The organism is Cellvibrio sp. KY-GH-1 (assembly GCF_008806975.1).
GTDB lineage: Bacteria > Pseudomonadota > Gammaproteobacteria > Pseudomonadales > Cellvibrionaceae > Cellvibrio.
Genome location: NZ_CP031728.1, coordinates 644866 through 670725, shown reverse-complemented (window position 1 = coordinate 670725; position 25860 = coordinate 644866). Strand labels below are relative to the sequence as shown.

The window sequence follows — 25860 nt, the reverse complement described above, 5'->3', positions numbered from 1 at the left end:
CACTTTTCACTAAATGGTTTAAAGGTAGAGAGTAATCTCGGTGTGGTTTGTTTTTTTTTCCGCTACGGTGGCTGTAGCTCAGTTGGTAGAGCCCTGGATTGTGATTCCAGTGGTCGTGGGTTCGATCCCCATCAGCCACCCCATATCCCCATCTCTTTTCTTTACACCTAATTAATTCCTTCTGTAACGATCTCTTTTTCCCTAGCGCAAGCAACAACTAAATTTTCTTGGCGCCGCATAGTTGCTGTGGGAAAATAACGACCATTTCAATTCCAACCTTTCTCAATTCAATTGCACAGGTAATTAGCGCTCATGTCCGCACTCGTATTGGATGGCAAAGCCCTTGCCGAAAAAACCGAACAAGAACTCTCTGCTCGCATTGCCGCACTAAAAGCACGCAGCAATGGTCAGACTCCAATTCTGGCCACCATTTTGGTAGGCGATGACCCAGCATCAGCAACCTATGTAAAAATGAAAGGTAATGCTTGCACTCGCATTGGCATGGAATCGTTAAAAGTCGAAATGCCCTCTTCGACCACCACAGAGCAATTGCTGGCCAAAATTCAGGAATTGAATAGCAATCCCAATGTTCACGGTATTTTGCTGCAACACCCTGTACCTCACCAAATTGATGAGCGTGCTTGCTTTGATGCGATCAGCGCAGAAAAAGATGTCGATGGCGTTACCTGTTTGGGTTTTGGCCGTATGAGTATGGGCGAAGAGGCTTACGGCTGCGCAACCCCTAAGGGCATTATGCGTCTGCTGGAAGCTTACGGTGTTGAGTTATCAGGCAAACACGCGGTGGTAGTAGGTCGCAGCCCTATTTTGGGCAAACCAATGGCTCTTATGCTGTTAAATGCCAATGCAACGGTCACCATCTGTCATTCGCGCACACAAAACCTGCCCGATCTAATTAAACAGGCAGATATTCTGGTTGGCGCTGTTGGCAAACCGGAATTTATTAAAGCCGACTGGATTAAAGACGGTGCAGTTGTGGTTGATGCAGGCTATCACCCCGGTGGAGTTGGAGATATTGAATTAAAGCCATTGGTAGATCGCGTTGCAGCCTACACTCCAGTTCCTGGCGGTGTCGGCCCAATGACAATCAATACACTGATTTACCAAACCGTAGATTCGGGCGAGAAGAAAATCGGCTAAGGTATAAATCAACAATTCGTTCGATTTTAGTTCCAATCTTGTATTTTTAAAACTTGCGTTTTTAAGGAGCAAAGAGATGCGTTATGCAGTTATGTTAATAGGAAGTTTTGCAATCTGTAGCAGCGCATTTTCGGCTGAACCGGTGAAATACATTTGCACTCTGGATAAAGCCGAGCGAATTATCGAAGTGAGTTATAGCGGTGAAAAAGCTGCTCCTTGCGCCGTGAATTACACGAAGGATGGAACCACTCAAAAATTATGGAGCTATGAAATGACAGAGGGACAGTGCGAAGCAAAAGCCGCAGAATTTGCCGAAAAGCAGAAGGGCTGGGGCTGGAATTGCACACAAGAGAAATCACCCCCGCAAAAATAAGCAGCGGCGATTTATTTGTAGCCTTAGCAACAGAAGCAAAAAAGCAGGCGCCAGCCTGCTTTTTTGCTTTCAAACGATTGCCCGATTTGATCAAGCTCTCAAACTATTAAATGACTGAATTATTACCTATTATTTACTGCGATGAACACTTGGTCGCCATCAATAAGCCTAGCGGTTTGCTGGTTCATCGCAGTGAGATTGATCGTCATGAAACTCGCTTTGCTATGCAGCTGGTTCGCGACCAATTGGGGCAACAGGTTTTTCCTGTGCATCGGTTGGATAAACCCACTGCAGGCGTTCTGATATTTGCGCTTTCTGCACACATTGCAAAAAAAATGGGTGATATTTTCTCCCAGCACTCTTTAGAAAAAACCTATATTGCTCTGGTGCGAGGCCATACCCCTGCATCTATCGTCGTTGACCACCCGTTAATCGAAGAGCTGGATAAATACACCGACAAAAAAGCTCGCAGCGATAAACCGGCACAAACAGCAGTCACCGTGTTCAAAACCCTCGCCACCATAGAACTGCCATTTAGTGTTGATAAATACCCGAGCACTCGCTACTCATTGGTGGAGTGCAAACCAAGAACGGGTCGCAAACACCAAATACGCAGGCACTTGAAACACATTAGTCACCCGATTATTGGCGATGCAAAGCACGGTAAAGGAATACACAATCGCTTTTTTCAAAATCAATTTAATTGTTCCGGTTTAATGCTGGCAGCTACAGAATTACAATTTAATCATCCCGTGACCCAAGCTCCTTTAAAATTTGTGGCTCCACTGGAGGCAAAATTTTCTCGCGTGCTGCATGACTTTGCTTGGCACAACGCAGTGCCCTCCTCCTGGCTGGAAACCGTTTAAACATGCGTCTTGATAAATTTTTAAGCCAATACACCAACTATTCGCGCTCGCAGGTTCAGCAATTGGTAAAAGCTCATCGTGTAACTATTAACGGAGAGCCAGTAAAAAAAGCAGACCATAAGCTGGCAAGCGACGACCAGGTAATGCTGGATAACCAACGGATTGAGGCATTTAGCTCACGTTATATTATGCTCCACAAACCTTTAGGATACGTATGCGCAAACAGCGACGGAGAACACCCAGTGGTATTGGATCTTTTGGATATACCGCGCAAACAGGATTTGCAGATTGCCGGACGACTTGATATTGATACCACCGGCCTGGTGTTACTGACCGATGATGGACAGTGGAATCACCGCATTACCGCCCCCAAACAAGAGTGCACTAAAATTTATCTGGTTTCCACGGCAGATCCGATTAATGAAGCAGCAATTCAATTGTTTGCGCACGGCGTACAGCTGCACGGTGAAAAAAATCTCACCCTCCCGGCGCAGCTGGAAATTCTAGACAGCCACACGGCACGTCTGCAAATTCATGAAGGCAAATATCATCAAGTAAAACGCATGTTTGCTGCGATGGGCAATCGCGTAGTGCAGTTACATCGCGAACACATAGGGTCAATTCAATTAGATCCAATGCTTGCACCGGGAGAATATCGCGCATTGACAGCAGCAGAAATACAGGAAGCCACACAATGAGTGATCAGGCATTGGATTGGATGGTAGGCACACTGCAAATAGCCATTGCAGAAGGGAAATTCTATGTATGGTGCACCGATGAAAATGCACTCAACGGTTTACCACAACTTTCACCATCCAACTTACAATTAATCACCAATCGCTGGGATATTGCCGAACAAGCCAAAGCGCGCAATCTGCAGACCCAATTTTCTGACTTTGATTTTTCACAGCACGATGACTGTAGTCTGGATGGGTTCTTTTATCGAATATCCAAAGAAAAGCCCTTGGTGCATCACTTGTTAAACAACGCATGGCGCTGCTTGAAACCCGGTGGCGAACTTTGGTTATCCGGCTTCAAAAACGACGGCACTAAAACCTATATTGAAAAAATTGCCCAGCTCCTGGGATGCGAAAAAAACATAAAAAAAAATGGACAGGTTTATACCGCACGGTTGACTAAACATTCACCGTTTAATGTGCAATTACAATTAGATAGTAGCGATTATGTAAATACGCGACCTATCGCAGCGGATTCTGGTTTAACGCTGGTCAGTAAACCGGGGTTATTTGGCTGGAATAAAATCGACGCTGGTAGTGCCCTGCTAATTGCCCAATTGGAGCAAGTATTGAGCAACCAGCCGGCGCCACAAACGGCAGTGGATCTGGGCTGCGGCTATGGCTACCTGACTGTTGCCGCCCAACAAATTCCCTCGGCCGCCGCCAAAAACTGGCTTTTAACCGATAACAACGCCGCCGCTTTGCAAATCGCAGCCGCAAACCTGCAACTCAATAGAATTAGTGGCCAGGTAATCGGTGCCGATGCCGGTTTTGGGCTACCCGTAAAAGCCGATCTACTGCTTTGTAACCCCCCTTTCCATCAGGGCTTCAGTGTGGATGGCGACCTGACAGACAAATTTCTCGCAAACGCCAGCCGTCTGCTCGCGCTCGGCGGTATAGCCCTATTTGTGGTCAACCAGTTTATCCCCCTGGAACGCAAGGCTGCACCCCTGTTTAAGCACGTAAAAACGCTGATCGACAATGGTAGTTTCAAAGTGATAAGCCTGTCCCATTAGGGTATTTGCCCTGCCGTTTGCCCAGCAAAAATACAGGCTGTGGAATTAATAGACAGCTTTGAATTCATTGGCATTTTTTTCGGGAGAAAGGTGTAAAAAACGGTTGACCAACCAAAACCGCCTCTATATTATGCGCACCACTTCCGCAGAGGAAGTTACCGTTCCGCCTTAGCTCAGTCGGTAGAGCAAATGACTGTTAATCATTGGGTCGCTGGTTCGAGTCCAGCAGGCGGAGCCAGAATTAAATGAGAAAGGCCGCATACTATGCGGCCTTTTTTATGCGCGATACATTTGCAACCGTCGAGATTGATGTCCCCTACCGGTTACTTAACGAACGTCCTTTTAATGGAGCCTCCTATGTTTAAAGTGAATGAATACTTCGGTGGTGCAGTTAAATCCATCGCTTTCCAAACCGAAACCCTGCCTGCTACCGTTGGCGTTATGGCTAAAGGTGATTACGAGTTCGGCACCAGCCAAAAAGAATACATGACTGTAGTTACTGGCAGCCTGACCGTAGTATTACCTGGCACCGACAAGGCACAAACCTTTGCCGCTGGCGAAACATTTATTGTTGAAGCCAATCAACGCTTCAAAGTAACCGCCGATGTAGAAACTTCTTATCTGTGCAAATACGAATAATATTTTCTGCTGGATAAGGGTTAGTCAAAAAGGGCGCGAAAGCGCCTTTTTTATTTTTCTTATTCCATTTTTTAGTATAAGACTGGCAAAAGCGTTGACCTAAACAAAGTGCATCGCTATTATGCGCGCCTTCTCTTATGAGATAGCCATTCCGCCTTAGCTCAGTCGGTAGAGCAAATGACTGTTAATCATTGGGTCGCTGGTTCGAGTCCAGCAGGCGGAGCCAGAATAAAAACTCGTAGATTTTGCGAGTAAAAAAAGCCGCACTTTTATTAAAAAAGTGCGGCTTTTTTATTGCATTCACTATTTTAAAAGTCACTCGTCAATAGCACGAGCCAATGACGAACATGCCGTAAAAGTGCTTTCGGGGTGATCAAAAAATTGCCCCAAATTTTCCAATAAACACACATCACTACCCAATACCGAGTGCGCCAGATTTTCATTAATCCGCAATTGAGTTTCAGGCCAGCGCTGATGAATTTCCCTGGCCCATTTAACCGGTGTAATGGGATCTTTTGCGCCTGCCAATATCAAGGTCGGCATCTGCGGCTGAGCCAATTGTAGCGGTATAGTACTGCGCAACTCGTGGCATAACTGAAACCGCCATTGATCCCGGGTGTAATCTTGCAACAATGGATAGTGCGCAACCGCTGCCACATAATCCATTTCAGATAATACCGGGTTATCCGCACAATCAACTGCAGTAAAAGTTAGGCTATTAAAATCAGCACTAACGCTATTGTTTAAATAAGGTTCTGCCAAGGGTTTTAGCAAATCGTTACGCCCTTGATGAACACCGACAATCGCATCCAAAATTTTGGACCAGTCCGCAGGATCATAAATTCCGGCAAATACAATCGACAAAAAACGATGATCATTGACCAGCCAATACATAGGTGTTTCACCGTTCCAATGCCTGACGGTTAATGAAACAGGGGTTTCACGCAGACGTTGCAGAGCAGATACAAATAAGTCCTGCAGATTATTCTTACTGAGCCCAATTTTTTTTGCGCAGGATTGCTGCTCCGCACAGCCGCTAAAAAACCGCTGCATTGCGTCGTCCAGTACTTGTGGCCACGTTTGAACACCGCCAAAGCCGGCAGGATAAATCGAATCCAGTACCATTGCCCTTAAACGCACGCGTTGTGGTGCGAGCTGCTCCTGACGAGCCACTTCCAGAGCAAGGCGCGTTCCGTAAGAGACTCCGACAATATTCCACTCGCGATATTCCAATCGCGCCATTAATGCGCGTAAATCCTGCGCAGACAGCGCGGTACTGAAATAACGATAATCCAGGTTGCTGTTACTTTTTACCGCGGTATTAAAACACTGAGCAGTAATCGCATAAGATTGCGCCAACTCATCACTGAGTGGTTTATTTTCACGCATCAATTTTTGATTTTCGCGATTGTAATCCGCACAAACGAGCGCCGGCTTGCTACTCCCCGTACCACGCGTATCCACTAAAATCAAATCGCGCTTTGTATTCGCCAGACGCATCCAACTTAACCAACGTTTTATTCCTTCGCTATGTAAGCCCGCGCTAGCGCCCGGTCCGCCTTGCAAATAAACAATCGGATCAGGTTTTGCTGTTGAATCTTCAGCATGCAAAATAACAACCGGCAATACGAATTGCCCTTGGGCTTTTGGTGTATGTAATTCACCGCAACTAATAGAAGCTTGCCAATCGGCGTCAAACCAACAACTGACTTTCACAAACCGATAATTTTCGTTGCCGATTGCGCTGGGTCCTTGGTGTTGCGCTGTATCCGAATTAAGGAAATACGCAAGTGTAGATGCGACGATGAGTGTTGCGGCAATACCCAAACCAATCATCGCGCGCATAACGAATGCCCCTTGAGTTGCGGCCAGTGTAAAGCCCAGGGTTCACGCCATTCACTAAGCGCTTCCGTAAAAATATCACCCACAAAATATTCACCTTCGCGCGGCAACACAGTAAAACGGTAATCTTGATTATCGAGGGAAAAGGCAAGACAAAACGCATGCAGGTAAGTACGATCAGCCGGAGACTCACCACCATAAAGTTCATCGCCGAATATGGGTGCGCCCAGGCTTTTTAACGCAACTCGCAATTGATGGGTTTTTCCCGTATGCGGCTTAAGGACGAACAAACGTTTGCCCTCCCCTACGCCTTTGCTGAAAAACTGCGTTACTGCAGGATTTTTAGTATCAGTTAAAAGCTTCCAGGCCCCGCGTCTGGCTTGAGCCATATCCCCTTTAATAAGCCCCTGCTTTTTGGTGGGCTTTTTGCCGCTGATCGCCAAGTAATATTTTTCAACTTCACGTCGAGCAAAAGCCTGGGTTAACGCGAGATTGGTCGCCGCATCTTTCGCCATCACTAACAACCCAGAGGTGACTTTGTCTAGCCGATGAACGGGATACAACTCAACAAAACCTTCGCGCTGCTTGATTGTTTCGAACACACCAGGTTGGCCGGATTCACTGTGAAAACTGGTATCAGGTTTTTTGTAGATCACGACAAAATTCGGATGGTTTTCAATAATGTCGTACATAACGGCGGGCCATAAAATAACTGGTGCAAGAATATCAGTCATAGATTTTTTCGGCCATAAAAAGCCGATAGATGTGACGCAAAAGACTAATCCACCCCCTAGCGGCAAAAATCGCCATAGCTATAATCAAAACAGGTGTCCGCCTCGGTTGCCGTTATGACGGGTTCACCCTAAGAGCACTTATTTCGGCGCTCCATGTTTCGATTTGTGCCCAGCTGACTGTTATGCAGGAAGCGCTAGCGGCCAAGCGAACAAACCAATCACCTGCAACCGGCGGTCACCTTTTTTATTCCTACCCCGCTGAAATTTCTTCCCCCAGTGTTTTTCAATCATCGTTATAATTTGCGTGCACACATTCAGTACGCGACTATGACAAAAGAACCTGAAAAAAATACCGACTTTTACCGCACTCAACACAAATTGCGCCTGAGCTATATGCCTTGGTTATATGCTCGCCTAAAACCCGCTCACCGTAGTTGGGCACAAGCCTGGCAGGACGACTGGCAAGCTTACTTGTGTGAGATGGAAACCGTAACCATCGGCCGGAATTGCTTTATTGCGCCTGAAGCGAAGCTATTTGCCGAACCAGGTCGTCCTATTGTGATTGGCGATAATTCCTGGATTGCGGCAGATGCGGTTCTCCATGGTCCTATCGCGTTGGGTAGTAATGTTTCCATTAACCATCACGTGACCCTGGACGGTGGCAGTCAAGGCATAGTGATTGGCGATAATTCGCGTCTGGCGGCTTACGCCTATGCCTACGCCTTCAATCACGGCATGGATAATGGTCGCACCATTAAAGACCAACCGGTAACGTCCAAAGGTATCCATATTGGTGAAGATGTTTGGGTTGGCGCCCATGCGGGGATAGTCGATGGTGTTCATATTAGCGATGGGGCCGTGGTGGGCATGGGCAGTGTGGTGACCAAATCGGTTCCAGCATTCACCAAAGTTGCCGGTAATCCAGCGCAGAAAATTGGCGCGCGAGGCTAACGTCAGACAGCGAGATAACCAGGTTTACCGAAACACTCGCAGATTAATGAGAATTAACACAAGCCTGCGCATAACTTAACTAGAATTAAGCCATCGCGCACGTTGGAATCCGCAATGAAGTTAACCATGTATTGCATTTTTTTGGGATTGTTGGTTCTTGCCCTTCCCGGCCAGGCAAAACAACAACTCAAGATTCTCACCTGGGAAGGTTATGCCGATACTGATCTGGTTGCAGAATTCGAGCAACAAACCAAGAGTAAGGTAGAGGTTACGCTGGTTTATTCCGACGATGAGCTCTGGAATCACCTTAGCCAATCCCCTCAGAACGACTACGACCTGATTGCGGTAAACACCGCTGAACTCCAGCGCTATAAAGAAAAAGGGTACCTACGCCCAATTGATATTGAGTCTATCCCAAATATCCACCAACAAGATGCGCGCTTTCAAAACCGCCGGCAGATTCCAGGCTTGGTCACTCAGGGCAATACCTATGCGATTCCTTATACCTACTCCGAAATGGGGCTGATTTATAACCGCCAGTTAGTCCACCAACCACCGGAAACCATCAATGCACTCTGGGATAAAGCCTACGCAGGGAAAGTGCTTGCTTTTAATACCAGCAATCACAGCTTCACCCTGGCGGCACTCAGCCTGGGCATGAGCAAACCGTTCCAGCAAACGGATGAAGAATTAATGGTTTCTGCGCAGCGACTCGTAGAATTGCGGCGCAATCTGTTGACTGTTTACTCATCGCCACAAGAGGCGGTGAAATTATTTAAAACCCAGGAAATAGCCTTGATTTACGCCAACTATGGTAGCCAGCAAGTAAAGGCATTAGCGGATATAGGAGCAGACGTTGGTTACACCTTACCCAAAAATGGCACACTCGCATGGCTGGATTGTTGGGCGATCAGCAAGAATGCTGGCCCCTTGGCGGAGCAGTGGATTAATTTTTTCTTGGGAGAAAAGGCCAGCCAGCGGCTGACTAATATCCACGGTTTGGCTAACACCCGAGGAGCCTCGTTGTTGCACCACAATACCGAGCTTATCTGGCTGGAACCGGTTGAAAGTGGCGAGACTCGCAATCGGTTATGGGAGCAAATTATTTCTGGCGATGTAATGGAAAGGTTTGCGCCATGAATTCACGGCTAGTAATCAAATTAACGATCTGGATCGCATTGCTCAGTCTGTTAAGCGCCGGCATAAACGTATACGTCACCTATAGCCAGGGCCGCGCACTGTTGCTGCAATCCTCTCAGGATAAATTAGCCACTGCCACACGCGTGCTAGCAAATCGCTACGCTTTTTTTATTGAAGATATTGGTAAGGATCTATTATTCATCGCACATCTTCCCGCGGTCAGTGAAATTGCGAATCACCCCAATCCCGCTGATGCACTGACTCAACGCGCTCGGCTCTCATCGGCATTGTCTGAATTACTTAACTCGCACAAAGAATATAATCAGGTACGCTTTATCGGGGCAGCCAACCACGGATTGGAGCTGGTGCGTATCGATAAAACGGAAAATTCGATCAGTGTCGTTGATGGCTTGGCACTGCAAGAAAAGGCTCACTTCTCTTACATTTACAACACCTTAAAACTAAAGCCCGGCGAGATTTTTATTTCCGCCCCTAAACTCAATAAAGAGCGTGGGTTGTTGGATGGATACGGTAAACCAAGCATTATTTTAGCCACCCCGATATATACGAATACCAACACTATCGTTGGAGCCATGGTTATTAACGTTGATATGGAAACCATGTTCAGCCTGATTGAAACCGATGTACCCGATAACATTGATGTAATCGCTACCAACTCATTGGGCGATTACCTGCTCCACCCGAACGCGGAGAAAACTTTTGGTTTTGACAAAGGGACACGCTTTACAATCCAACAGGACTTACCTGTTGCTCAACGCATTTTTGCCGGTGAGCTCACCCAGTTAGTAGCGGAAATGCAGGACCTTCGCGCTCCGGAAAAACAAGCGGTAATCTCGTTAAGTAAATTACCCTTTGAGTGGGCAGCGGATGAAAATTATATTGTGCTGGGGCTGGTCAGCAACCTGGATACCGTACTGCAAGAGAGCCGCCAACTAGGAATTACCGCACTTAAAAGCGCACTGGTATTTGGCTTGCTATTTGTACTTTTATCGCTCTTCCTAGCCTGGAAAATATCCACTCCACTACGCCAGATGGCAACAATATTTGCCCGTTTTAAACAAGGCGACCCCGTACCTGAAATACACCTGCAACGCAATGATGAGCTAGGATTACTTGCCCGCAATTTTTCGCTGATGGCGAAAAAACTTAACGCGCAATTAATGGAATTAAATAGCCAGCGTCAGTACCTTCACAAAGTTGCCCACCACGACCCGCTCACCAACCTGCCCAATCGCATTTTGTTGGAGGATCGAATTGAACAAGCACTGATCAGTGCGCGGCGCGATAAAATGGAAGTTGCTATTATGCTCATGGATTTGGACGGCTTTAAGCCCGTGAACGACAAGTTTGGTCACGATACTGGTGATCTGTTATTGCAAGAATGCGCCACGCGTATGCTCGGTTGCGTGCGTGAAACTGACACAGTTGCCCGTTATGGTGGGGACGAGTTCATGATTATTATTTCTGCACGCGATTTACAAATGCGTGGCATGAGTACACGCCACATCAGCCGGCAAGTCGCTGATAAAATTCGCAACTCATTGAATCAGGTATTTTTTATCAACGACAATCAAATCCATGTTTCCTGCAGCATTGGCATCGCCCTATACCCGCAAGACGGTGATGACAAGCTAAGCCTGATTAAACACGCTGACTCCGCCATGTACACCGCAAAGTCTCTCGGTAAAAATTGCGTTAAACATTACAGTGACATTGAATAGGATTACTCCACATGACTGATTCCCACTGGGCACTCACCCTGCTCACCTGGCTGGAAGTTATTTTTATTGCCGTAATTGGTTTACTGCTGCTCGCCGTAATCCTTATGTACATCGTCGACGTTACTCAAAGTACTCACACTATCCGTAAAAACTACCCGGTATTAGGGCGTTTCCGCTATTTCTTTGAACATTTGGGGGAGTTTTTTCGGCAGTATTTTTTTGCGCAAGATCGCGAGGAGATGCCATTTAACAGAGCGGACCGCTCTTGGGTTTATCGTGCCGCAAAAGATATTGATAACAACGTCGGCTTTGGTTCAACACTGGACATTTCCAAACCCGGCACCTTGCTGTTTTTAAACTCAGCCTTTCCCATCCAGGAAAAAGATGCACTCATGCCATCACCCGTGACACTGGGTCCATTTTGCGCTTCGCCCTACACCACCCATTCGATTTTTAATGTCTCCGGCATGAGCTACGGTGCCATATCCAAACCGGCAATTCTCGCGTTATCACGTGGAGCGGCTAAAGCGGGCTGCTGGCTCAACACTGGCGAAGGTGGATTATCACCTTATCACCTTGAAGGCGGTTGCGATCTGGTATTTCAAATTGGAACCGCAAAATATGGCGTGCGCGATTTGCACGGCAACTTAAGCGATGAACGCCTGCGCGAGTTAGCCGGCAAAACGCAAATTAAAATGTTTGAAATTAAACTGAGCCAGGGCGCCAAACCAGGCAAAGGCGGCATACTTCCCGCTGAAAAAGTTTCGGCAGAAGTTGCCATGATTCGCGGGATTTCCGAGGGGCAAGCGTCCATTAGCCCGAACGGACACACGGACATCAGTTCCGTAGCCGACTTGCTCGATATGATTAACCACATTCGTACCACCACCGGGAAACCGGTCGGTTTCAAAGCGGTTCTCGGAGAAAAGCAGTGGCTTGTCGAATTGATTAGGGAAATTCGCGTGCGTGGCCTGGAAGCTGCGCCGGATTTTATTACATTGGACAGCAGTGATGGCGGCAGCGGCGCCGCGCCACAACCCCTGATGGATCACGTTGGCCTACCCATCAAGGAAAGCCTGCCCTGGCTTGCCGCTTTATTGCAGGAAGCCGGTCTCAAAGAGCGCATTAAAGTTATCGTTGCCGGCAAATTAATTACACCGCATATGGTTGCCTGGGCACTTGCATCAGGCGCTGATTTTGTGAATAGTGCACGCGGATTTATGTTTGCGCTGGGATGCATCCAAGCGTTGCAATGCCACAAGAACACCTGCCCTACCGGTATCACCACCCACAATGCTAAATTGCAAAAAGGGCTTGACCCAACCGATAAGGCTGAACGTGTCGCCGCCTACCAACGCAATATCACCAAAAGCGTAGCCATGATTGCCCACTCTTGCGGCTTAGCTGAGCCGCGTCAGTTACGCGCGGAACACATAAACATCGTTGGTGCTGATGGTTTTTCCATACCACTGGACCAACTTGGCCCCTACATGCCCAAAGCGCCAACACAAACACCATTAATCGCAAGCGATGCGCTCGCGGATAAACATTAAGCCGTTGCAGAGATATTTCCGATGAAAAAATTATGTAGCCAGTGGGCGATTTTCGCTCTCACCATGTTTGTTAATGCCAATGGCGTTCTCGCGCAAACGCCGATGAATGTCGTGAACAAACAAGCTCCCACTATAGAAACGAAAAAAGAAATCCAGATAAAGGAGTTGGGCTGGATGGACAAAAACCGCATGGACCAGGAAACCACCAAGATCAATGAGCTTACCCAAACCAAGCTCGGCACACCGTTGCGTCGCGACTTGAGTGATTTAAGTACGCTACAGCGTATTGTCGACAAAGAACTGGTAGCAACGGATAACTTCGAGCTTCAGCAAGCCATGGGTGTGGTATTAGGCAATGTTATGCTGGCAGATTTTCCCAATACACTTGAATGGAAAATTTATGAAGACGAGTTGGGCCGCAGCCGCGCCCTGTGTGCCCGAAAAACTAACGACTGCTTGTTTCCAGTAACCATGCTCTCGCGGCGTATGGAAGTTGGTACAAAGCCTAACGTGCGAAAAATTTATGACGACGCTCTTCTGCGTATGGAAAAACATTTGCCTAAACTGCCCTATGATGGCGGGATTATGTATCGCCTACCACGCTAACCAACATTTACCGAAATATTGGCTACATAATTTCTCCAATCCTGTCGATTTTCCGCGAAGGATTACGACTAACTCCCAGGTAATGCTTCGCCCCTGCAATCGCAAACGTTTTACCTATTGGCTATTTACATTTTCTGACAGCCCCTGCCGGCGAAAGGCGATAAGCTTTGCACCCGGCATTCATCTATCGGCACTCACCAAACGGAACATCACGCATGACTGATTATTCAACCCACCCAGTTGCCTCGCGCATCTCTTCCGGCGAGTTCACCCTACTGGTTGCACTGATGATGTCGATTGTCGCCATCTCGATTGATGCCTTGTTGCCTGCATTGGGTTTTATCGGCCAGGAAATCAACCTAAGTCACCCCAACCAAATCCAATACGTGATCAGTGCGTTATTTTTAGGTATGGCACTAGGGCAATTAGTGTGCGGGCCTTTATCGGATGCAACCGGTCGCAAAAAAGTTCTTTACGGTGGTATCGCATTATTTTTCTGTGGCAGTGCAATTTGTTTTTTCGCCACCTCCATTGAAGGACTGCTAATTGGCCGTTTTGTACAAGGCTTGGGGGTTGCCGGACCCTATGTGTCTGCCATTTCAATTGTGCGCGATAAATATGCTGGCAATGAAATGGCCCGCATTATGTCGTTGGTCATGATGATTTTCATAATGGTACCCGCCTTAGCACCAAGCCTTGGTCAGGCGGTGTTACTCATCAGTTCCTGGCGCTATATTTTTGTACTCTACATCGTTTACGCGTTAATTATTGGAGTATGGATATTCTGGCGATTGGAAGAAACACTACCCAAAGAATTTCGTATTCCGTTTACTCGCACCGGGTTTATCGATGGATTCAAAGAAGTTATCAGCAATTACTCTACTATGTGTTACACCCTGTGCATGGGATTATTTTTCGGTAGTTTTATGGGCTATCTGAACTCATCGCAACAAATTTTCCAGGAGTTGTTTAACACCGGAAAACTATTCACTGTGTATTTTGGTGTATTGGCGCTGCTATTTGGAGTTGCATCCATGGTGAATGCACGCTTCGTACAAAAATGGGGAATGGAATATTTATGCAGACAAGCAACATTGGGAATTATTTTTAGCTCCGCTATTTTTCTGGCTCTGCAGTTAATCACTACACCCAATTTATGGCTGTTTTTAGCTTACGCCGCGGTATTATTTTTCTGCTTTGGTCTGGTTTTCGGTAATGTGAATGCCATGGCGATGGAACCTATGGGCCACGTTGCAGGCATAGCTTCCGCCGTAATTGGAGCCAGCTCATCCATAATCTCCATGATAATAGGAACCGCGATTGGCCAAATGTATGACAACACGCTGGTTCCTATGACGTGCGGTTTCTTGATCCTTGCGAGTCTTTGCCTGGTTATCCTTAACCTCGCGAAACAACGCAAACTCGCCGAGGTAGAAACGACCAGTTGACCCTCACAATTCACCTTACCGCCTAATAAACCGAAAAGTCGCTGGCTTATTGCACAGCAACTGCGTACCATGCGCGCCGACACCCTTAAGGTCAGTGTCACCCTCCATTTGCAAACCCAGGGTTTGCCATATCTCCGCTCGCCAGACCTTGCCCGCCACGCGGGAGGCCGAGCCACAGGAAAAACTTATGTCTTTTGAAAGTCTCGGTCTTCGGGCCGATATTTTGCGTGCTATTGCCGAAGCCGGCTATAGCAATCCAACCCCTATCCAAGCGCAAGCTATTCCCGCCGTTCTAAAAGGTGGCGATATTCTGGCTGGCGCACAAACAGGTACCGGTAAAACTGCCGGCTTTACTTTGCCCTTACTCGAAAAACTAAGCCGGGTAACCGCAGACAAACTGGTTAAAGGCCGGCGCCCGGTTCGCGCCTTGATCCTTACCCCTACGCGCGAACTGGCGGCTCAGGTACACGATAGTGTGCGTACTTATGGCAAATACCTTTCATTGCGCTCGACAGTGGTTTTTGGTGGCGTCAGTATCAATCCACAAATGATGAACTTACGCGGCGGCACCGACATTCTCGTAGCCACTCCCGGTCGATTGCTGGATCTCGTCAATCAAAATGCAGTCTCACTACGTGAAGTAGAAGTATTAGTGCTGGACGAGGCTGACCGCATGCTAGACATGGGCTTTATCCACGACATCAAAAAAGTGTTGGCACTTTTACCAAAGCAGCGGCAAAACCTGCTTTTCTCGGCCACCTTTTCCGATGAAATTAAAGCACTGGCTGATAAATTACTAAACCAACCCAGCCTGATCGAAGTTGCGCGTCGCAACACTGCGTCTGAGCGGGTCACCCAACGGGTACACCCCGTGGATCGCAATCGCAAACGCGAGTTGCTTTCACATCTCATCAAGCAAGGTGATTGGCAACAAGTATTAATTTTTACTCGTACCAAACACGGCGCAAATAAATTAACTGAACAATTGCTGGACGACGGTATCCGCGCAGCGGCAATTCACGGCAATAAAAGTCAGGGCGCCCGCACTAAAGCACTCGAAGATTTTAAACGAGGTGAAATTCGTGCGCTGGTTGCTACCGATATCGCCGCACGCGGTATCGACATCGATCAGCTGCCACACGTTGTGAACTATGAATTACCCAACGTACCGGAAGATTACGTCCACCGGATTGGTCGCACCGGACGCGCTGATGCGGAAGGAATTGCCATCTCATTAGTATGTATCGATGAAGATAAATTTTTACGCGATATTGAGAAATTAATTAAACGCGATATCGATAAGCAAGTAGTTCCGGGCTTTGAGCCAGACCCTAACGCAAAAGCAGAGCCTATTGTACTGGGTCGCCGTATGACAATTGGTGCGGGCACAGCAAAACCCGGAAAAAGCCGCGCAGGAAAACCAGGTGCTGCCAAACTTGCGCTGGGACAAAAGCCCAAGAATGGCAATGGAAAAAAGCCATCCGGCAACAACCAACAACAACGCACCAGCAAACCAGCCAGCGCATCTACACATCGCAAAGGCCCGCCCAAACCAGCGCAACAGCGCGCGCAGGGTAATAGCTAACCACCAAAATAAAAAAATCCCTTGCAGATTTACTGCAGGGGATTTTTTCAGTTCAACACCTAGTCAACTCTTGGATTACCGCTCGTATTTTCGTAGGTTTTATCGCTGCATATCGTATTTACGCATTTTTTCAACCAATGTTGTTCTTCGCACGCACAACTTATCCGCCGCTCGCGCTACCACACCACCGCAATCATTTAACGCTTGCTGGATTAAACTCATCTCCAGGTTGGTAATGTATTCACGTAAATCTATGCCTTGCTCAGGCAATAATGGAGTGTCATTCATACTGACGTAGCTGGTGCTAGCACCCGCTGGCACGGTTCCATTGACTTTTAAAGACGTATGGACAAAGTCTTCATCGGTAACGTCCACATGGCGGTATTTCGCAGGCAAATCCTGTACGCCGATAACACCAAAAGGATGCATAATCGCCATCCGCTCAACAAGATTTGCCAGCTCGCGTACGTTGCCGCTCCATTCGTGTTGGCAGAGCGACATAATTGCTGCCGAATTAAAACGAATAGAACCACGCTGCTCACTTTCCATGCGCGACACCAACTCATTCATAAGCAACGGAATATCTTCCGCACGTTCTTTTAGTGAAGGCAATTCAATTGGAAAAACATTCAAGCGATAAAATAAATCTTCTCGGAAGGTATTATCCGAAATCATTTGCTCCAGATTACGATGAGTCGCTGCAATAATACGCACATCAACCGGCTGGGTTCTGTTGCTGCCAACACGCTCAAAACAGCGCTCTTGCAGTACGCGCAAAATCTTTACCTGCATGTTTAATGGCATATCGCCGATTTCATCCAGGAATAATGTACCGCCTTCAGCCAACTCAAAACGGCCTGCGCGCGAATTAATCGCACCGGTAAACGCCCCTTTTTCGTGGCCAAATAATTCGCTTTCCAACAACTCTGCCGGGATAGCACCACAGTTAACGGGGACGAAAGGCTTATCGCGCCGCGGAGAATTGTAATGCAAATTGCGCGCTACAACTTCTTTACCAGTTCCGGATTCTCCGGTAATCAATACCGAAACATCTTTATCAGCGACTTGCGCCATCATCTCGCGCACATTCTGAATTTCACGGCTGGTACCCACCAAGCTGCGAAATAAATGCACGGGCCGACGCTGGGGCTGACGTTTGCTGCTGGATTGCGCTTCACAGTACAGCTGGGCTCTGTGTAACGTATCAACCAGTTTGTTGTAGGTGGGGGGCACCGACATGGTGGCTATCGCCATAAAACGATAAATATCTTCCAAACCATCGGCGGTATTCTGGTTTTCTTCGCCCACCAAGACTACAGCGAGCTCATCGTTCCAGGATCGAATTTCTTTCAAAAGCTGCGCCAGAGTTTGATTGCTATCGCGATAGTCACCAATAAAAACAGCCACATAATCTTCACCGCCATTTTCTTCAGCAACGGCGGCTTGCCAGGCATTACTGGGAGCGACCAGCGTGGTTTCGCTAAGAAAATCCAACAGGATTTTTAGATCGTGCCTACGTGACGGATTATCGTCAATAACGAGAACTTTATTGTTGCGCCACATACCCCAAGACCTTTTCATTTCGTGCCTAAACCACTGAAAAAAGGCCAGAAAACCATAATCAGTGCGGCGAGATGAGTTATCGGAGTAAGTAATAGACGAGGCCGAGAATCAAGTCAAATTTATGGCGGAAAGTTTTTGGCGTTTTGACAATAATCAAACAGTAAGTCCATTTATTCGCCAAAAATATGCCTTCAAGAACTTAGATTTTTCCAGACAAATACACTTTAAGAATCGATTGGAAATTATACGAATTATTTTTATAGCTCATTCGATTTCTAACAACTGAAACCTTAATTTATGCGGATGAACCCGAAACCTGAGGCGCTATTTCGTCCCAACCTGATTTAACGGTTTTTAACAGTTGAATCACCTCATTCACTTTTTCTACATCATTTTGCGCGGAGGCTTCCAGCAATTTGAAGTTTATATATTCGTATAGCTGATCCAAACGCTCGGAAATTTCTCCGGCGTTCATATCCAGCGATGCGCGCAAACCGCCGACGATGCTAATCGCCTTGCCAATCAACTCCCCTTTTACAGCAAGATCATTGCGCTCAATCGCCCCCTGTGCTGCCGCCAAACGGCTCAATGCACCTTCAAACAGTAATTGAATAAGGCGGTGGGGAGATGCGTTGCTAACCTCTGATTCAATACCCAGTTGGCGATATTGCTTCAGCGCTTCTTGCGGATTGTAATTAGACACGGACTGACCCCTGCTAGCAGTAATGTTCTTTAAGGCTAGCAGGGGCAACGGACTTTTGCGAGTTTTGCTATAAGAAACAGGTTTTAAAAACCGAATTAACGAACTAGCTTTAACACTTCTTTAACAATTAACGGTCGTCAGGTCGCGTGCAGCAGGGTCACCTCCTGGTGACATTGAGCAATTAACCCAGCATAAACCCCCTTTAATTCACTTAACGCGCGCACCAGGGTGCTTTTGTTCTCTCGGTTTGCGCTGATAACACGATCAATTAACAGAACACAAATTCGATCCAATTGACGAACCTTTTCCCAATCCTCTTGCTGCAACGCTTTATTCAAATCTTGCTGCAATGACCGCATCACTAAAATGCCTGACTCGCCACAGTAATCCGGGTAAGGGACCAGATGAATGCTCATATCCGACCTCACTACACCTGATTGGCGATGGCGTCCCAGGCGGATTTTATTTCCCCCAGTAAACGACCGCATTCATCAAGATAATCTGGGTTGTTTTCATAATTAGCCTGCGTCAAACGGCGAATAATATAGTCATACAGGTTATCGAGGTTATTTGCCAAATCGCCGCCCTCTTTATCGTTCAGGCTCCCCTGTAATCCCCCGACTATTGCTACTGCCTTACCAATCATCTCGCCTTTACGGGCCAGTTGATTTTGAGCCATCGCGCCTTTGGCCTGAGCAATTCGCTCAAGCGCCCCCTCAAAAAGCATTTGAATGAGGCGATGCGGTGACGCAGACTCAACACCGGAATGTACTTTGACACTGGCATAGTTTTGCACGGCAGAATAGGAATTCATAAATCACCATTTATGTTTTACGGAAGGCGTTGTCGTGATCAGCGTGCAATAAAAATCGGCGCACCCTTAAACTAGCGGCACAAACCCCAAAACCTTTAATGCGGATTAGTTTGGAAAATGCAGAAATCTATTCTTGTTACCGGGGCATCCTCCGGCATAGGTTATTATGTTGCTCATCAACTTCACCAAGACGGCTATCTGGTTATTGCATCTTGCCGCCAAGCTAAGGACGTTTTGCGCCTGCAAGCAGAGGGGCTAAATTCAGTGCAGATTGATCTGGCTGACTCGGCGTCAATCGAGTCGGGATTTCATGCGGCGATGCAGATAACAAACGGGAAACTCTATGCACTTTTTAATAACGGAGCCTATGGCCAACCCGGCGCCGTTGAAGACTTATCACGCGCAGCCTTGCACCAACAATTTGAAACCAACGTATTTGGCTGGTTAGAACTAACCAATTTGGCGCTGCCTATTATGATCAAACAAGGCTTTGGACGAATCGTACAAAACTCATCTGTATTGGGCCTTGCGGCGATGCCCCTGCGTGGCGCCTACAATGCCAGTAAATATGCGATTGAGGGTTTGAGTGATACTTTGCGACTTGAATTAAACAAAACCGGCGTTTACGTAAGCCTGATTGAACCAGGCCCAATCCATAGCAGCTTTCGAAAAAACGCGCTCGCTATGTTAGTTAAAAATATTGATATCAATTCAAGTCGACACCGAGAAAGCTATCAAACGGCAATTACCAGATTAGGTAGTGAGACCTCCAACACCCCATTTACACTTGCACCTGATGCAGTCTACAAACGACTTATTCATGCGCTGGAAAGCACGCATCCCAAAGCACGTTATTACGTTACCTTTCCCACTTACCTGGTTGGCTATTTAAAGCGCCTCCTCCCCACAACACTAATGGACAAACTTTTATGTAAGCTAGGCGGTTAGTTCACTCTCAATTCAGCATACGCGACTAAAGTTATAGAGAAACAAACAAGGATTTCATTATGACTAGATCAACCTCGCTATTTGTTTTTTTAGTTGCCGCATTTCTCTCCACTACATGTCACGCTGAGTCGTTGCGCTGTGGTGGCCAACTTGCTCACATCGGTGAAACTAAAGCAGACATTTTGGAAAAATGCGGAGACCCGGCAATGACCGACTCCTACTGCGAACCAATTGCTGTCAATCAGGCCCAAGGGGTGCAAAACGGCAACAATAACGTTCAAAACAATATTGCAATTAGCAGCTGTGAGAATGTAGATATATGGACCTACAACCCTGGGAGCGGAAAATTCATGACCCATCTCTATTTTAGTCGAGGCCAACTTCAAAACATTCGCTATGGAAAGCGGGTCAAATAAGCATCACTTTGAAAAGCTATTGCACAACCTGAATTACTGTATATAATCACAATAACTGTACAAATAAACAGATTCAGGAGTGTTTCATGTCAGACTTAACACCGCGTCAGGAAGAAGTATTAAACCTTATCCGCAAATATGCCGACGAAACCGGCTACCCACCTACGCGCGCTGAAATTGCTCGTATTTTGGGGTTTAAGTCTGCGAATGCTGCTGAAGAACACATAAAAGCACTGGCCCGAAAAGGGGCCATCGAAATTATCCCTGGTGCTTCGCGCGGTATACGCCTACCAGAGACTCATAATGGTATACCCATCGTCGGCCGAGTTGCTGCGGGCAACCCAATACTCGCCCAAGAGCACATAGAAGACTACTGCAATATTCCTTATGACTTCTTTTCTCCCAGCGCTGATTACTTGTTACGGGTGCATGGCATGAGTATGAAAGATGCTGGCATACTCGATGGGGATTTACTTGCCGTACATAGAACAGATCAAGTGAGAAACGGCCAAATTGTAGTGGCCCGTATCGGTGAAGAAGTTACCGTCAAGCGCTTCAAACGTAACGGAAACAAAGCTCAAGTAGAGCTTTGGCCTGAAAATCCGGACTTTGAAGTAATTCATGTTGATATGCGTGATCAGGAGTTTTCTATTGAAGGCCTAAGTGTAGGAGTAATTCGTCGTGACTAATCTCGCTCGCAGCAACTCTACCAGCAGCAACCGCAAACAACCGCTTGGTGGTGTTACGGAATTAATTTTGACTAGCGACGCCCCCGAGCAACTGTCGCTGTTAATGCCGATGATTGCTTTCCTTAGCAACAGTTCACAAGATCGTTGGATCACCTGGATTGCACCGCATAATATCAGCCGCGAGCTTTTGGAATCTTATGGCGTGAATACACGCTATATTCGCGTTATTCACTGTCACGATCAATTAAGTCTGCTATGGGTTACTTGGGAGGCACTGGCTGCTGGTAATAGCCATACGGTTATTTCAAGCCCGGGCAAATTAACAGACAAAGAATTGAACCAGCTTGAACAGGCAGCTGCACAAGGACAATGCCAAGGGTTATTACTGCGGGTACGTTAAACAACGTCAGGAAGAAAAGGTAAGCTCACAACCTAGGATGTGAACCAAATTTAATGCAGCATTAATTTTTCAGCCTCACTTTGAGTCTCAGTCAAATCTTCCAGCATGGCCTCAGCTTGTTGGTCAGCGATATCCCCCGCAGCATCCATTCCAGCCTCAATCATAGCTTTGGCGACATTAAATTTCTCTTCCCCAAGGAAGGCTAATGACTCGGAAGAAAAACGAATAGTTACCAATGGCTCAGAGTTTTCGTCGTCAGCTCGCGCCAGCGCCACATCTCCGTTTATTAACTCTATGATTTCGTAAAACGATGACATATCAACCCCTATTTAATTGGGCCGGCATTCTAGCATCCAATCCAGCCAAAACCTACGTACACCTATTATCAATAAGCATGCAATCACCGGAAATCTCTCTCACAAAGAAAACAGCCGATCATAAGATCGGCTGCTTCGCGTAACTCTAGCGCAGTAAGCTTAGTTAACTCGCTCAAGCACTGTGGTAATACCCTGCCCCAAACCAATGCACATGGTAGAAACACCAAAATTCAAATCGCGATCCTGCATAACTGTTAACAACGAACCGGTAATTCTTGTTCCAGAACAGCCGAAAGGGTGGCCAAGCGCAATTGCTCCACCATGCAAATTCACTTTATCATTCATCACATCCAACAATTTTAAGTCTTTCAATACCGGCAAAGCTTGGGCAGCAAAGGCCTCATTGAGCTCAAATGCATCAATATCATCTATCGTCAGGTTAGCCGCCTTGAGTGCTTTTTCGGTCGATGGTACCGGCCCGTACCCCATAATTGACGGATCAACGCCCGCCAACCCCAATGAAACCACTTTAGCAATAGGTTTAAGCCCGAGTGATTTCGCTCGCTCCGCAGACATAACCAACATTACAGAAGCACCATCACTTAGCTGCGAAGAAGTGCCCGCAGTCACCTGTCCATTTTTCGGATCAAACACCGGCGGCAATTTTGCCAGCGCTTCAACCGTAGTTTCCGGCCGAATAGTTTCATCCTGATCAACTGATATCAAAAAACCGTCGCCGTTATGTCCATCGACTGGAATAATTTCGCGTTTAAACTTTCCCGTCTCTCGGGCTTTTGCAGCAAGCTGATGCGAACGCGCACCAAATTCATCCATCTGTTGACGATTAATGCCGTGCAAAAGTGCGAGATATTCCGCGGTCATTCCCATATTGCCTGCCGCTTTAGCAACTGACAGGCCCAATAACGGATTGATACTCACTGATTCATACATGGGGAGGTGGCCCATATGCTCTACCCCACCAATCAAATAAACATCACCCTGTCCCGCGCGAATATTTACCGTAGCCGTATGCAATGCAGACATTGATGATCCACACAAACGGTTAATAGTTTGTGCTGGAATAGTATGTGGCAATCCCGCTAACAGAAGAATGTTACGTGCGATATTAAATGCTTGCTCTTCACGCTGCATGACGCAACCCCAAAGCAAATCATCGATAGTATTTGGATCCAATTGTGGATTACGTGCCAACAAACCTTTAATGATTGCAGCGGAAATATCATCCGCGCGCATGTGACGGAAGCAGCCATTTTTGGAGCGCCCCATCGCGCTACGAGCGTAATCGACAATAACAACGTCGCGTGGTTGTAAGCTCATTACTCTGACTCCTTAACCGTAAAATTTCTGATTGTTTGCCGCTTTGGCTTTCAAGCTATCGGGCGCAGAATACAATGCCCCGAGGCCACTGAACTTATTTGCCAAATCACAAAATTCCTTAGCGCCAATGGAGTCAATCCAACGGAATACACCACCACGGAAAGGAGGGAAGCCTGTTCCATAAACCAACGCCATATCCGCTTCTGCCGCAGTGTCTACTATACCTTCATCAAGGCAACGGGTTAATTCAGTAGCCATTGGGATCATCATACGGGCAATAATATCCTCATCCCTTAACTCCGCAGCTCCGGTAATTGTTGGTTTAAGTAGTTCTACTACTTCAGGAGCAAGAACTTTTGCAGGTTTACCTTTTTTATCCAATTCGTAATTATAAAAGCCCTTTTCGTTTTTCTGCCCCAAGCGACCCGCTGCAAAGAGCACATCTGTACACGATGTAAAATCGCGCTTCATTCGATCCGGGAAGCCATCGGCCATTACTTTCTCAGCATGAACCGCAGTATCAATACCTACAACATCCAGCAAATAAGCGGGCCCCATGGGCCAACCCCAGGTTTCCATTAACTTGTCGATTCGTTGAAAATCAGCGCCATCGCGAAGCAACATCGCAAAACCTGCCAAATAGGGAAAAAGAACACGGTTCACCAAAAATCCCGGGCAATCTTTCACAACGATCGGTTTCTTACCCATGGCGTTTGCATAGGCCACTGTGCGCGCAACAGCATTATCAGAGGTTTTTACGCCGCGAATAACTTCAACCAATGGCATCATATGAACGGGGTTGAAAAAGTGCATACCGCAAAAATTTTCCGGACGAGACAAGGCCTCAGCCAATAATGAAATAGAGATGGTCGATGTGTTGGACGCTATAATAGTATCAGCACTCACTTTGGTCTCTGCTTCAGCGAGCACCGATTTCTTTACTTTCGGATTTTCGACGACAGCCTCAACCACAATATCAATCTGATCAAACCCTTCATAACTTAACGCAGGTTCGATTCGATTTAATACATCACCCATTTCGGCGGGCGATAATTTTTTACGTTCGACACGTTTACTCAATAATTTATTCGCTTCAGACAAACCCAGATCTATACCTTTTTGGGCAATATCTTTCATTTTTATGGGCACGCCTTTCAGCGCGGATTGATAGGCTATACCACCACCCATAATTCCTGCACCGAGCACTGCCGCACGAGCGATTTTTTTATCGGCTTTTTTCTCCCAGCCCTTTGCTTTTTTGCCAAGCATTTGTTCGTTAACAAAAATTCCAACGAGCGCTTGGGCCACAGGTGTTTGAGCCATTTTGGCAAAATTTTCTGCCTCTGCTTGCAATGCGTCATCGCGCCCTTTATCAGCAGCTTTTTGCATCGCTTTAATGGCACTAACGGGCGCAGGATAGTTACGACCAGCTTGCGCGCCAACAAACGCTTTAGAGGTCTCAAAGGCCATCATCGACTCGATAAAGTTCAATTTAAGCGGACCTTTTTTCTGGGCGCGACGAGCCACATAATCAAACTTGCCAGAAATGCATTGTTTCAAACAATGCAACGCTGCCTCATTTAACTTTTCCAGTTCGACTACAGCATCAACAACCCGCGCCGTTAATGCGGCAGCGGCGTCGTTTTCCTTACCTGCAGCAATCCACTCAACCGCAGTATCCAAGCCTGCAACACGAGGCAAACGCACAGTTCCACCCCAACCAGGAATTATCCCTAGCTTGGTTTCAGGCAGCCCAATCTTCGCGGCGGGGCTCGCAATTCGATAATCGCAAGCAAGACAGAACTCCAATCCACCACCCAATGCAAAACCATTGATGGCAACTACTGTTGGAAATGGCAGATCTTCTAGCCGACAAAAATTTCGATTATTAGTCGCTAGGTGACTGGTAATATTTTCCGGGCCCGACGAAAACACCGCGCCAAACTCCATAATATCCGCCCCAACAATAAATACATCCTTGGCGCTCTTCACCAATAAACCTTTGATATCTTTTGCTCGCTCAAGCAAGTCGAGTACTTGCTCCAGCTCCGATACAGCAAGCAAATTAAATTTATTCACTGACTCGCCTTGCAGGTCAAAAGTCAGCTCTGCAATACCGTCAGGCAGCAGAGAAACTTTGAGGGCTTTTCCTTGGAACATAATCGAATCTCTCATTAGTATAAGGAGTGAAAATCTAGATTTGAGTTTAGCAGGCTGAGGCTGACTTGCCTTACTGTAGAGCAAGCCAACGGGCAATAATGCACAAAAAAATAGAATGAGGC

Annotated in this window: 26 protein-coding genes and 3 tRNA genes; 20 read left to right on the top strand and 9 right to left on the bottom strand. The window is 46.9% G+C overall.

All coding sequences use genetic code 11. From position 1 onward, the window contains the following. Window positions 1-67: 67 nt before the first annotated feature. The 9 genes from D0C16_RS02670 to D0C16_RS02630 all read left to right on the top strand — a co-directional run bounded on the left by D0C16_RS02670 (window position 68) and on the right by D0C16_RS02630 (window position 5015). Window positions 68-143: transfer RNA gene (locus D0C16_RS02670), tRNA-His, on the top strand. A gap of 169 nt (window positions 144-312) precedes the next feature. Beyond that, window positions 313-1158, top strand: a complete 846-nt coding sequence (gene folD, locus D0C16_RS02665) for a bifunctional methylenetetrahydrofolate dehydrogenase/methenyltetrahydrofolate cyclohydrolase FolD (RefSeq protein WP_151030890.1) — start codon at window positions 313-315, stop codon at window positions 1156-1158. A 76-nt stretch (window positions 1159-1234) separates the two neighbouring features. Continuing rightward, window positions 1235-1531, top strand: coding sequence for a hypothetical protein (locus D0C16_RS02660; protein WP_151030889.1), 297 nt, complete (start codon window positions 1235-1237; stop codon window positions 1529-1531). Window positions 1532-1641: 110 nt separating this feature from the next. Further along, on the top strand, window positions 1642-2397 hold the full coding sequence (gene truC / locus D0C16_RS02655) for a tRNA pseudouridine(65) synthase TruC (RefSeq protein WP_151030888.1): 756 nt from the start codon (window positions 1642-1644) through the stop codon (window positions 2395-2397). A 2-nt stretch (window positions 2398-2399) separates the two neighbouring features. Next, on the top strand, window positions 2400-3095 hold the full coding sequence (rsuA, locus tag D0C16_RS02650) for a 16S rRNA pseudouridine(516) synthase RsuA (protein ID WP_151030887.1): 696 nt from the start codon (window positions 2400-2402) through the stop codon (window positions 3093-3095). Beyond that, window positions 3092-4150: a methyltransferase gene (locus tag D0C16_RS02645; RefSeq protein ID WP_151030886.1), complete on the top strand. Its 1059-nt coding sequence runs from the start codon at window positions 3092-3094 to the stop codon at window positions 4148-4150. Before rsuA ends, D0C16_RS02645 begins: the two co-directional genes overlap by 4 nt. Before the next feature lie 162 nt (window positions 4151-4312). After that, a tRNA-Asn gene (locus D0C16_RS02640) sits at window positions 4313-4388 on the top strand. A 119-nt stretch (window positions 4389-4507) separates the two neighbouring features. Next, window positions 4508-4789, top strand: a complete 282-nt coding sequence (locus D0C16_RS02635) for a pyrimidine/purine nucleoside phosphorylase (protein WP_151030885.1) — start codon at window positions 4508-4510, stop codon at window positions 4787-4789. Between the two features lie 150 nt (window positions 4790-4939). Then, window positions 4940-5015 (top strand) — tRNA-Asn (locus D0C16_RS02630). Between the two features lie 89 nt (window positions 5016-5104). Here D0C16_RS02630 and D0C16_RS02625 read toward each other — a convergent pair. Both D0C16_RS02625 and D0C16_RS02620 read right to left on the bottom strand, forming a co-directional pair. Beyond that, window positions 5105-6634: an alpha/beta hydrolase gene (locus tag D0C16_RS02625; RefSeq protein ID WP_151030884.1), complete on the bottom strand. Its 1530-nt coding sequence runs from the start codon at window positions 6632-6634 to the stop codon at window positions 5105-5107. Further along, entirely contained in the window at window positions 6622-7365 is a 744-nt protein-coding gene (locus D0C16_RS02620; protein WP_225318881.1) for a TIGR01621 family pseudouridine synthase, read from the bottom strand. Before D0C16_RS02620 ends, D0C16_RS02625 begins: the two co-directional genes overlap by 13 nt. A gap of 327 nt (window positions 7366-7692) precedes the next feature. On the opposite strand from D0C16_RS02620, the gene D0C16_RS02615 reads away from it, so the two are divergent. The 7 genes from D0C16_RS02615 to rhlE all read left to right on the top strand — a co-directional run bounded on the left by D0C16_RS02615 (window position 7693) and on the right by rhlE (window position 16390). Beyond that, window positions 7693-8316 carry a DapH/DapD/GlmU-related protein gene (locus D0C16_RS02615; RefSeq protein WP_151030883.1) on the top strand — a complete coding sequence of 208 codons (624 nt, stop codon included), beginning with the start codon at window positions 7693-7695 and terminating at the stop codon, window positions 8314-8316. Window positions 8317-8430: 114 nt separating this feature from the next. After that, window positions 8431-9456: an extracellular solute-binding protein gene (locus D0C16_RS02610; RefSeq protein WP_151030882.1), complete on the top strand. Its 1026-nt coding sequence runs from the start codon at window positions 8431-8433 to the stop codon at window positions 9454-9456. Then, window positions 9453-11198, top strand: a complete 1746-nt coding sequence (locus D0C16_RS02605; RefSeq protein ID WP_191968629.1) for a diguanylate cyclase domain-containing protein — start codon at window positions 9453-9455, stop codon at window positions 11196-11198. The genes D0C16_RS02610 and D0C16_RS02605 overlap by 4 nt, the downstream gene beginning before the upstream one ends. A gap of 11 nt (window positions 11199-11209) precedes the next feature. Beyond that, the gene (locus tag D0C16_RS02600; protein WP_151030880.1) at window positions 11210-12751 is read left to right on the top strand and encodes an FMN-binding glutamate synthase family protein; all 1542 of its coding nucleotides are present in this window, start codon (window positions 11210-11212) and stop codon (window positions 12749-12751) included. 21 nt (window positions 12752-12772) lie between these two features. Further along, window positions 12773-13357 (top strand): DUF3806 domain-containing protein, encoded by a 585-nt coding sequence (locus D0C16_RS02595; protein ID WP_151030879.1) that lies wholly within the window; start codon window positions 12773-12775, stop codon window positions 13355-13357. Window positions 13358-13572: 215 nt separating this feature from the next. Then, window positions 13573-14805 carry a multidrug effflux MFS transporter gene (locus D0C16_RS02590; RefSeq protein ID WP_151030878.1) on the top strand — a complete coding sequence of 411 codons (1233 nt, stop codon included), beginning with the start codon at window positions 13573-13575 and terminating at the stop codon, window positions 14803-14805. Window positions 14806-14992: 187 nt separating this feature from the next. Further along, a complete protein-coding gene (rhlE, locus tag D0C16_RS02585; protein WP_151030877.1) occupies window positions 14993-16390 on the top strand; it encodes an ATP-dependent RNA helicase RhlE in 1398 nt (465 codons plus the stop codon). A gap of 99 nt (window positions 16391-16489) precedes the next feature. Here rhlE and D0C16_RS02580 read toward each other — a convergent pair whose 3' ends face one another. From D0C16_RS02580 to fliS (D0C16_RS02565), 4 genes are all read right to left on the bottom strand, one after another. Further along, on the bottom strand, window positions 16490-17953 hold the full coding sequence (locus tag D0C16_RS02580; RefSeq protein WP_151034775.1) for a sigma-54 dependent transcriptional regulator: 1464 nt from the start codon (window positions 17951-17953) through the stop codon (window positions 16490-16492). Between the two features lie 295 nt (window positions 17954-18248). After that, window positions 18249-18656, bottom strand: a complete 408-nt coding sequence (fliS, locus tag D0C16_RS02575; protein ID WP_151030876.1) for a flagellar export chaperone FliS — start codon at window positions 18654-18656, stop codon at window positions 18249-18251. Window positions 18657-18793: 137 nt separating this feature from the next. Then, window positions 18794-19072, bottom strand: a complete 279-nt coding sequence (locus D0C16_RS02570; protein ID WP_151030875.1) for a hypothetical protein — start codon at window positions 19070-19072, stop codon at window positions 18794-18796. A gap of 11 nt (window positions 19073-19083) precedes the next feature. Further along, window positions 19084-19470: a flagellar export chaperone FliS gene (gene fliS, locus D0C16_RS02565; RefSeq protein WP_151030874.1), complete on the bottom strand. Its 387-nt coding sequence runs from the start codon at window positions 19468-19470 to the stop codon at window positions 19084-19086. 117 nt (window positions 19471-19587) lie between these two features. Here fliS (D0C16_RS02565) and D0C16_RS02560 point away from each other — a divergent pair, with 117 nt between their 5' ends. The 4 genes from D0C16_RS02560 (at window position 19588) to D0C16_RS02545 (ending at window position 21923) form a co-directional block, all read left to right on the top strand. Then, window positions 19588-20418, top strand: coding sequence for an SDR family oxidoreductase (locus tag D0C16_RS02560; RefSeq protein WP_151030873.1), 831 nt, complete (start codon window positions 19588-19590; stop codon window positions 20416-20418). Between the two features lie 59 nt (window positions 20419-20477). Further along, entirely contained in the window at window positions 20478-20834 is a 357-nt protein-coding gene (locus D0C16_RS02555; RefSeq protein ID WP_151030872.1) for a DUF2845 domain-containing protein, read from the top strand. A gap of 86 nt (window positions 20835-20920) precedes the next feature. Next, on the top strand, window positions 20921-21523 hold the full coding sequence (lexA, locus tag D0C16_RS02550) for a transcriptional repressor LexA (protein WP_151030871.1): 603 nt from the start codon (window positions 20921-20923) through the stop codon (window positions 21521-21523). Continuing rightward, window positions 21516-21923 (top strand): cell division inhibitor SulA, encoded by a 408-nt coding sequence (locus D0C16_RS02545; RefSeq protein WP_151030870.1) that lies wholly within the window; start codon window positions 21516-21518, stop codon window positions 21921-21923. The genes lexA and D0C16_RS02545 overlap by 8 nt, the downstream gene beginning before the upstream one ends. 50 nt (window positions 21924-21973) lie before the next feature. On the opposite strand, the gene D0C16_RS02540 is transcribed toward D0C16_RS02545, so the two are convergent. From D0C16_RS02540 to fadB, 3 genes are all read right to left on the bottom strand, one after another. After that, window positions 21974-22240 carry a hypothetical protein gene (locus D0C16_RS02540; RefSeq protein WP_151030869.1) on the bottom strand — a complete coding sequence of 89 codons (267 nt, stop codon included), beginning with the start codon at window positions 22238-22240 and terminating at the stop codon, window positions 21974-21976. A 159-nt stretch (window positions 22241-22399) separates the two neighbouring features. Then, window positions 22400-23578 carry an acetyl-CoA C-acyltransferase FadA gene (gene fadA / locus D0C16_RS02535; RefSeq protein WP_151030868.1) on the bottom strand — a complete coding sequence of 393 codons (1179 nt, stop codon included), beginning with the start codon at window positions 23576-23578 and terminating at the stop codon, window positions 22400-22402. A gap of 12 nt (window positions 23579-23590) precedes the next feature. Next, window positions 23591-25741 (bottom strand): fatty acid oxidation complex subunit alpha FadB, encoded by a 2151-nt coding sequence (gene fadB, locus D0C16_RS02530; RefSeq protein ID WP_151034774.1) that lies wholly within the window; start codon window positions 25739-25741, stop codon window positions 23591-23593. Window positions 25742-25860 lie beyond the last annotated feature (119 nt).

Coding starts and splice junctions, on each gene's coding strand:
- folD (WP_151030890.1), top strand. CDS start 313: ATGTCCGCACTCGTATTGGATGGCAAAGCCCTTGCCGAAAAAACCGAA.
- D0C16_RS02660 (WP_151030889.1), top strand. CDS start 1,235: ATGCGTTATGCAGTTATGTTAATAGGAAGTTTTGCAATCTGTAGCAGC.
- truC (WP_151030888.1), top strand. CDS start 1,642: ATGACTGAATTATTACCTATTATTTACTGCGATGAACACTTGGTCGCC.
- rsuA (WP_151030887.1), top strand. CDS start 2,400: ATGCGTCTTGATAAATTTTTAAGCCAATACACCAACTATTCGCGCTCG.
- D0C16_RS02645 (WP_151030886.1), top strand. CDS start 3,092: ATGAGTGATCAGGCATTGGATTGGATGGTAGGCACACTGCAAATAGCC.
- D0C16_RS02635 (WP_151030885.1), top strand. CDS start 4,508: ATGTTTAAAGTGAATGAATACTTCGGTGGTGCAGTTAAATCCATCGCT.
- D0C16_RS02625 (WP_151030884.1), bottom strand. CDS start 6,634: ATGCGCGCGATGATTGGTTTGGGTATTGCCGCAACACTCATCGTCGCA.
- D0C16_RS02620 (WP_225318881.1), bottom strand. CDS start 7,365: ATGACTGATATTCTTGCACCAGTTATTTTATGGCCCGCCGTTATGTAC.
- D0C16_RS02615 (WP_151030883.1), top strand. CDS start 7,693: ATGACAAAAGAACCTGAAAAAAATACCGACTTTTACCGCACTCAACAC.
- D0C16_RS02610 (WP_151030882.1), top strand. CDS start 8,431: ATGAAGTTAACCATGTATTGCATTTTTTTGGGATTGTTGGTTCTTGCC.
- D0C16_RS02605 (WP_191968629.1), top strand. CDS start 9,453: ATGAATTCACGGCTAGTAATCAAATTAACGATCTGGATCGCATTGCTC.
- D0C16_RS02600 (WP_151030880.1), top strand. CDS start 11,210: ATGACTGATTCCCACTGGGCACTCACCCTGCTCACCTGGCTGGAAGTT.
- D0C16_RS02595 (WP_151030879.1), top strand. CDS start 12,773: ATGAAAAAATTATGTAGCCAGTGGGCGATTTTCGCTCTCACCATGTTT.
- D0C16_RS02590 (WP_151030878.1), top strand. CDS start 13,573: ATGACTGATTATTCAACCCACCCAGTTGCCTCGCGCATCTCTTCCGGC.
- rhlE (WP_151030877.1), top strand. CDS start 14,993: ATGTCTTTTGAAAGTCTCGGTCTTCGGGCCGATATTTTGCGTGCTATT.
- D0C16_RS02580 (WP_151034775.1), bottom strand. CDS start 17,953: ATGTGGCGCAACAATAAAGTTCTCGTTATTGACGATAATCCGTCACGT.
- D0C16_RS02570 (WP_151030875.1), bottom strand. CDS start 19,072: ATGAGCATTCATCTGGTCCCTTACCCGGATTACTGTGGCGAGTCAGGC.
- fliS (WP_151030874.1), bottom strand. CDS start 19,470: ATGAATTCCTATTCTGCCGTGCAAAACTATGCCAGTGTCAAAGTACAT.
- D0C16_RS02560 (WP_151030873.1), top strand. CDS start 19,588: ATGCAGAAATCTATTCTTGTTACCGGGGCATCCTCCGGCATAGGTTAT.
- D0C16_RS02555 (WP_151030872.1), top strand. CDS start 20,478: ATGACTAGATCAACCTCGCTATTTGTTTTTTTAGTTGCCGCATTTCTC.
- lexA (WP_151030871.1), top strand. CDS start 20,921: ATGTCAGACTTAACACCGCGTCAGGAAGAAGTATTAAACCTTATCCGC.
- D0C16_RS02540 (WP_151030869.1), bottom strand. CDS start 22,240: ATGTCATCGTTTTACGAAATCATAGAGTTAATAAACGGAGATGTGGCG.
- fadA (WP_151030868.1), bottom strand. CDS start 23,578: ATGAGCTTACAACCACGCGACGTTGTTATTGTCGATTACGCTCGTAGC.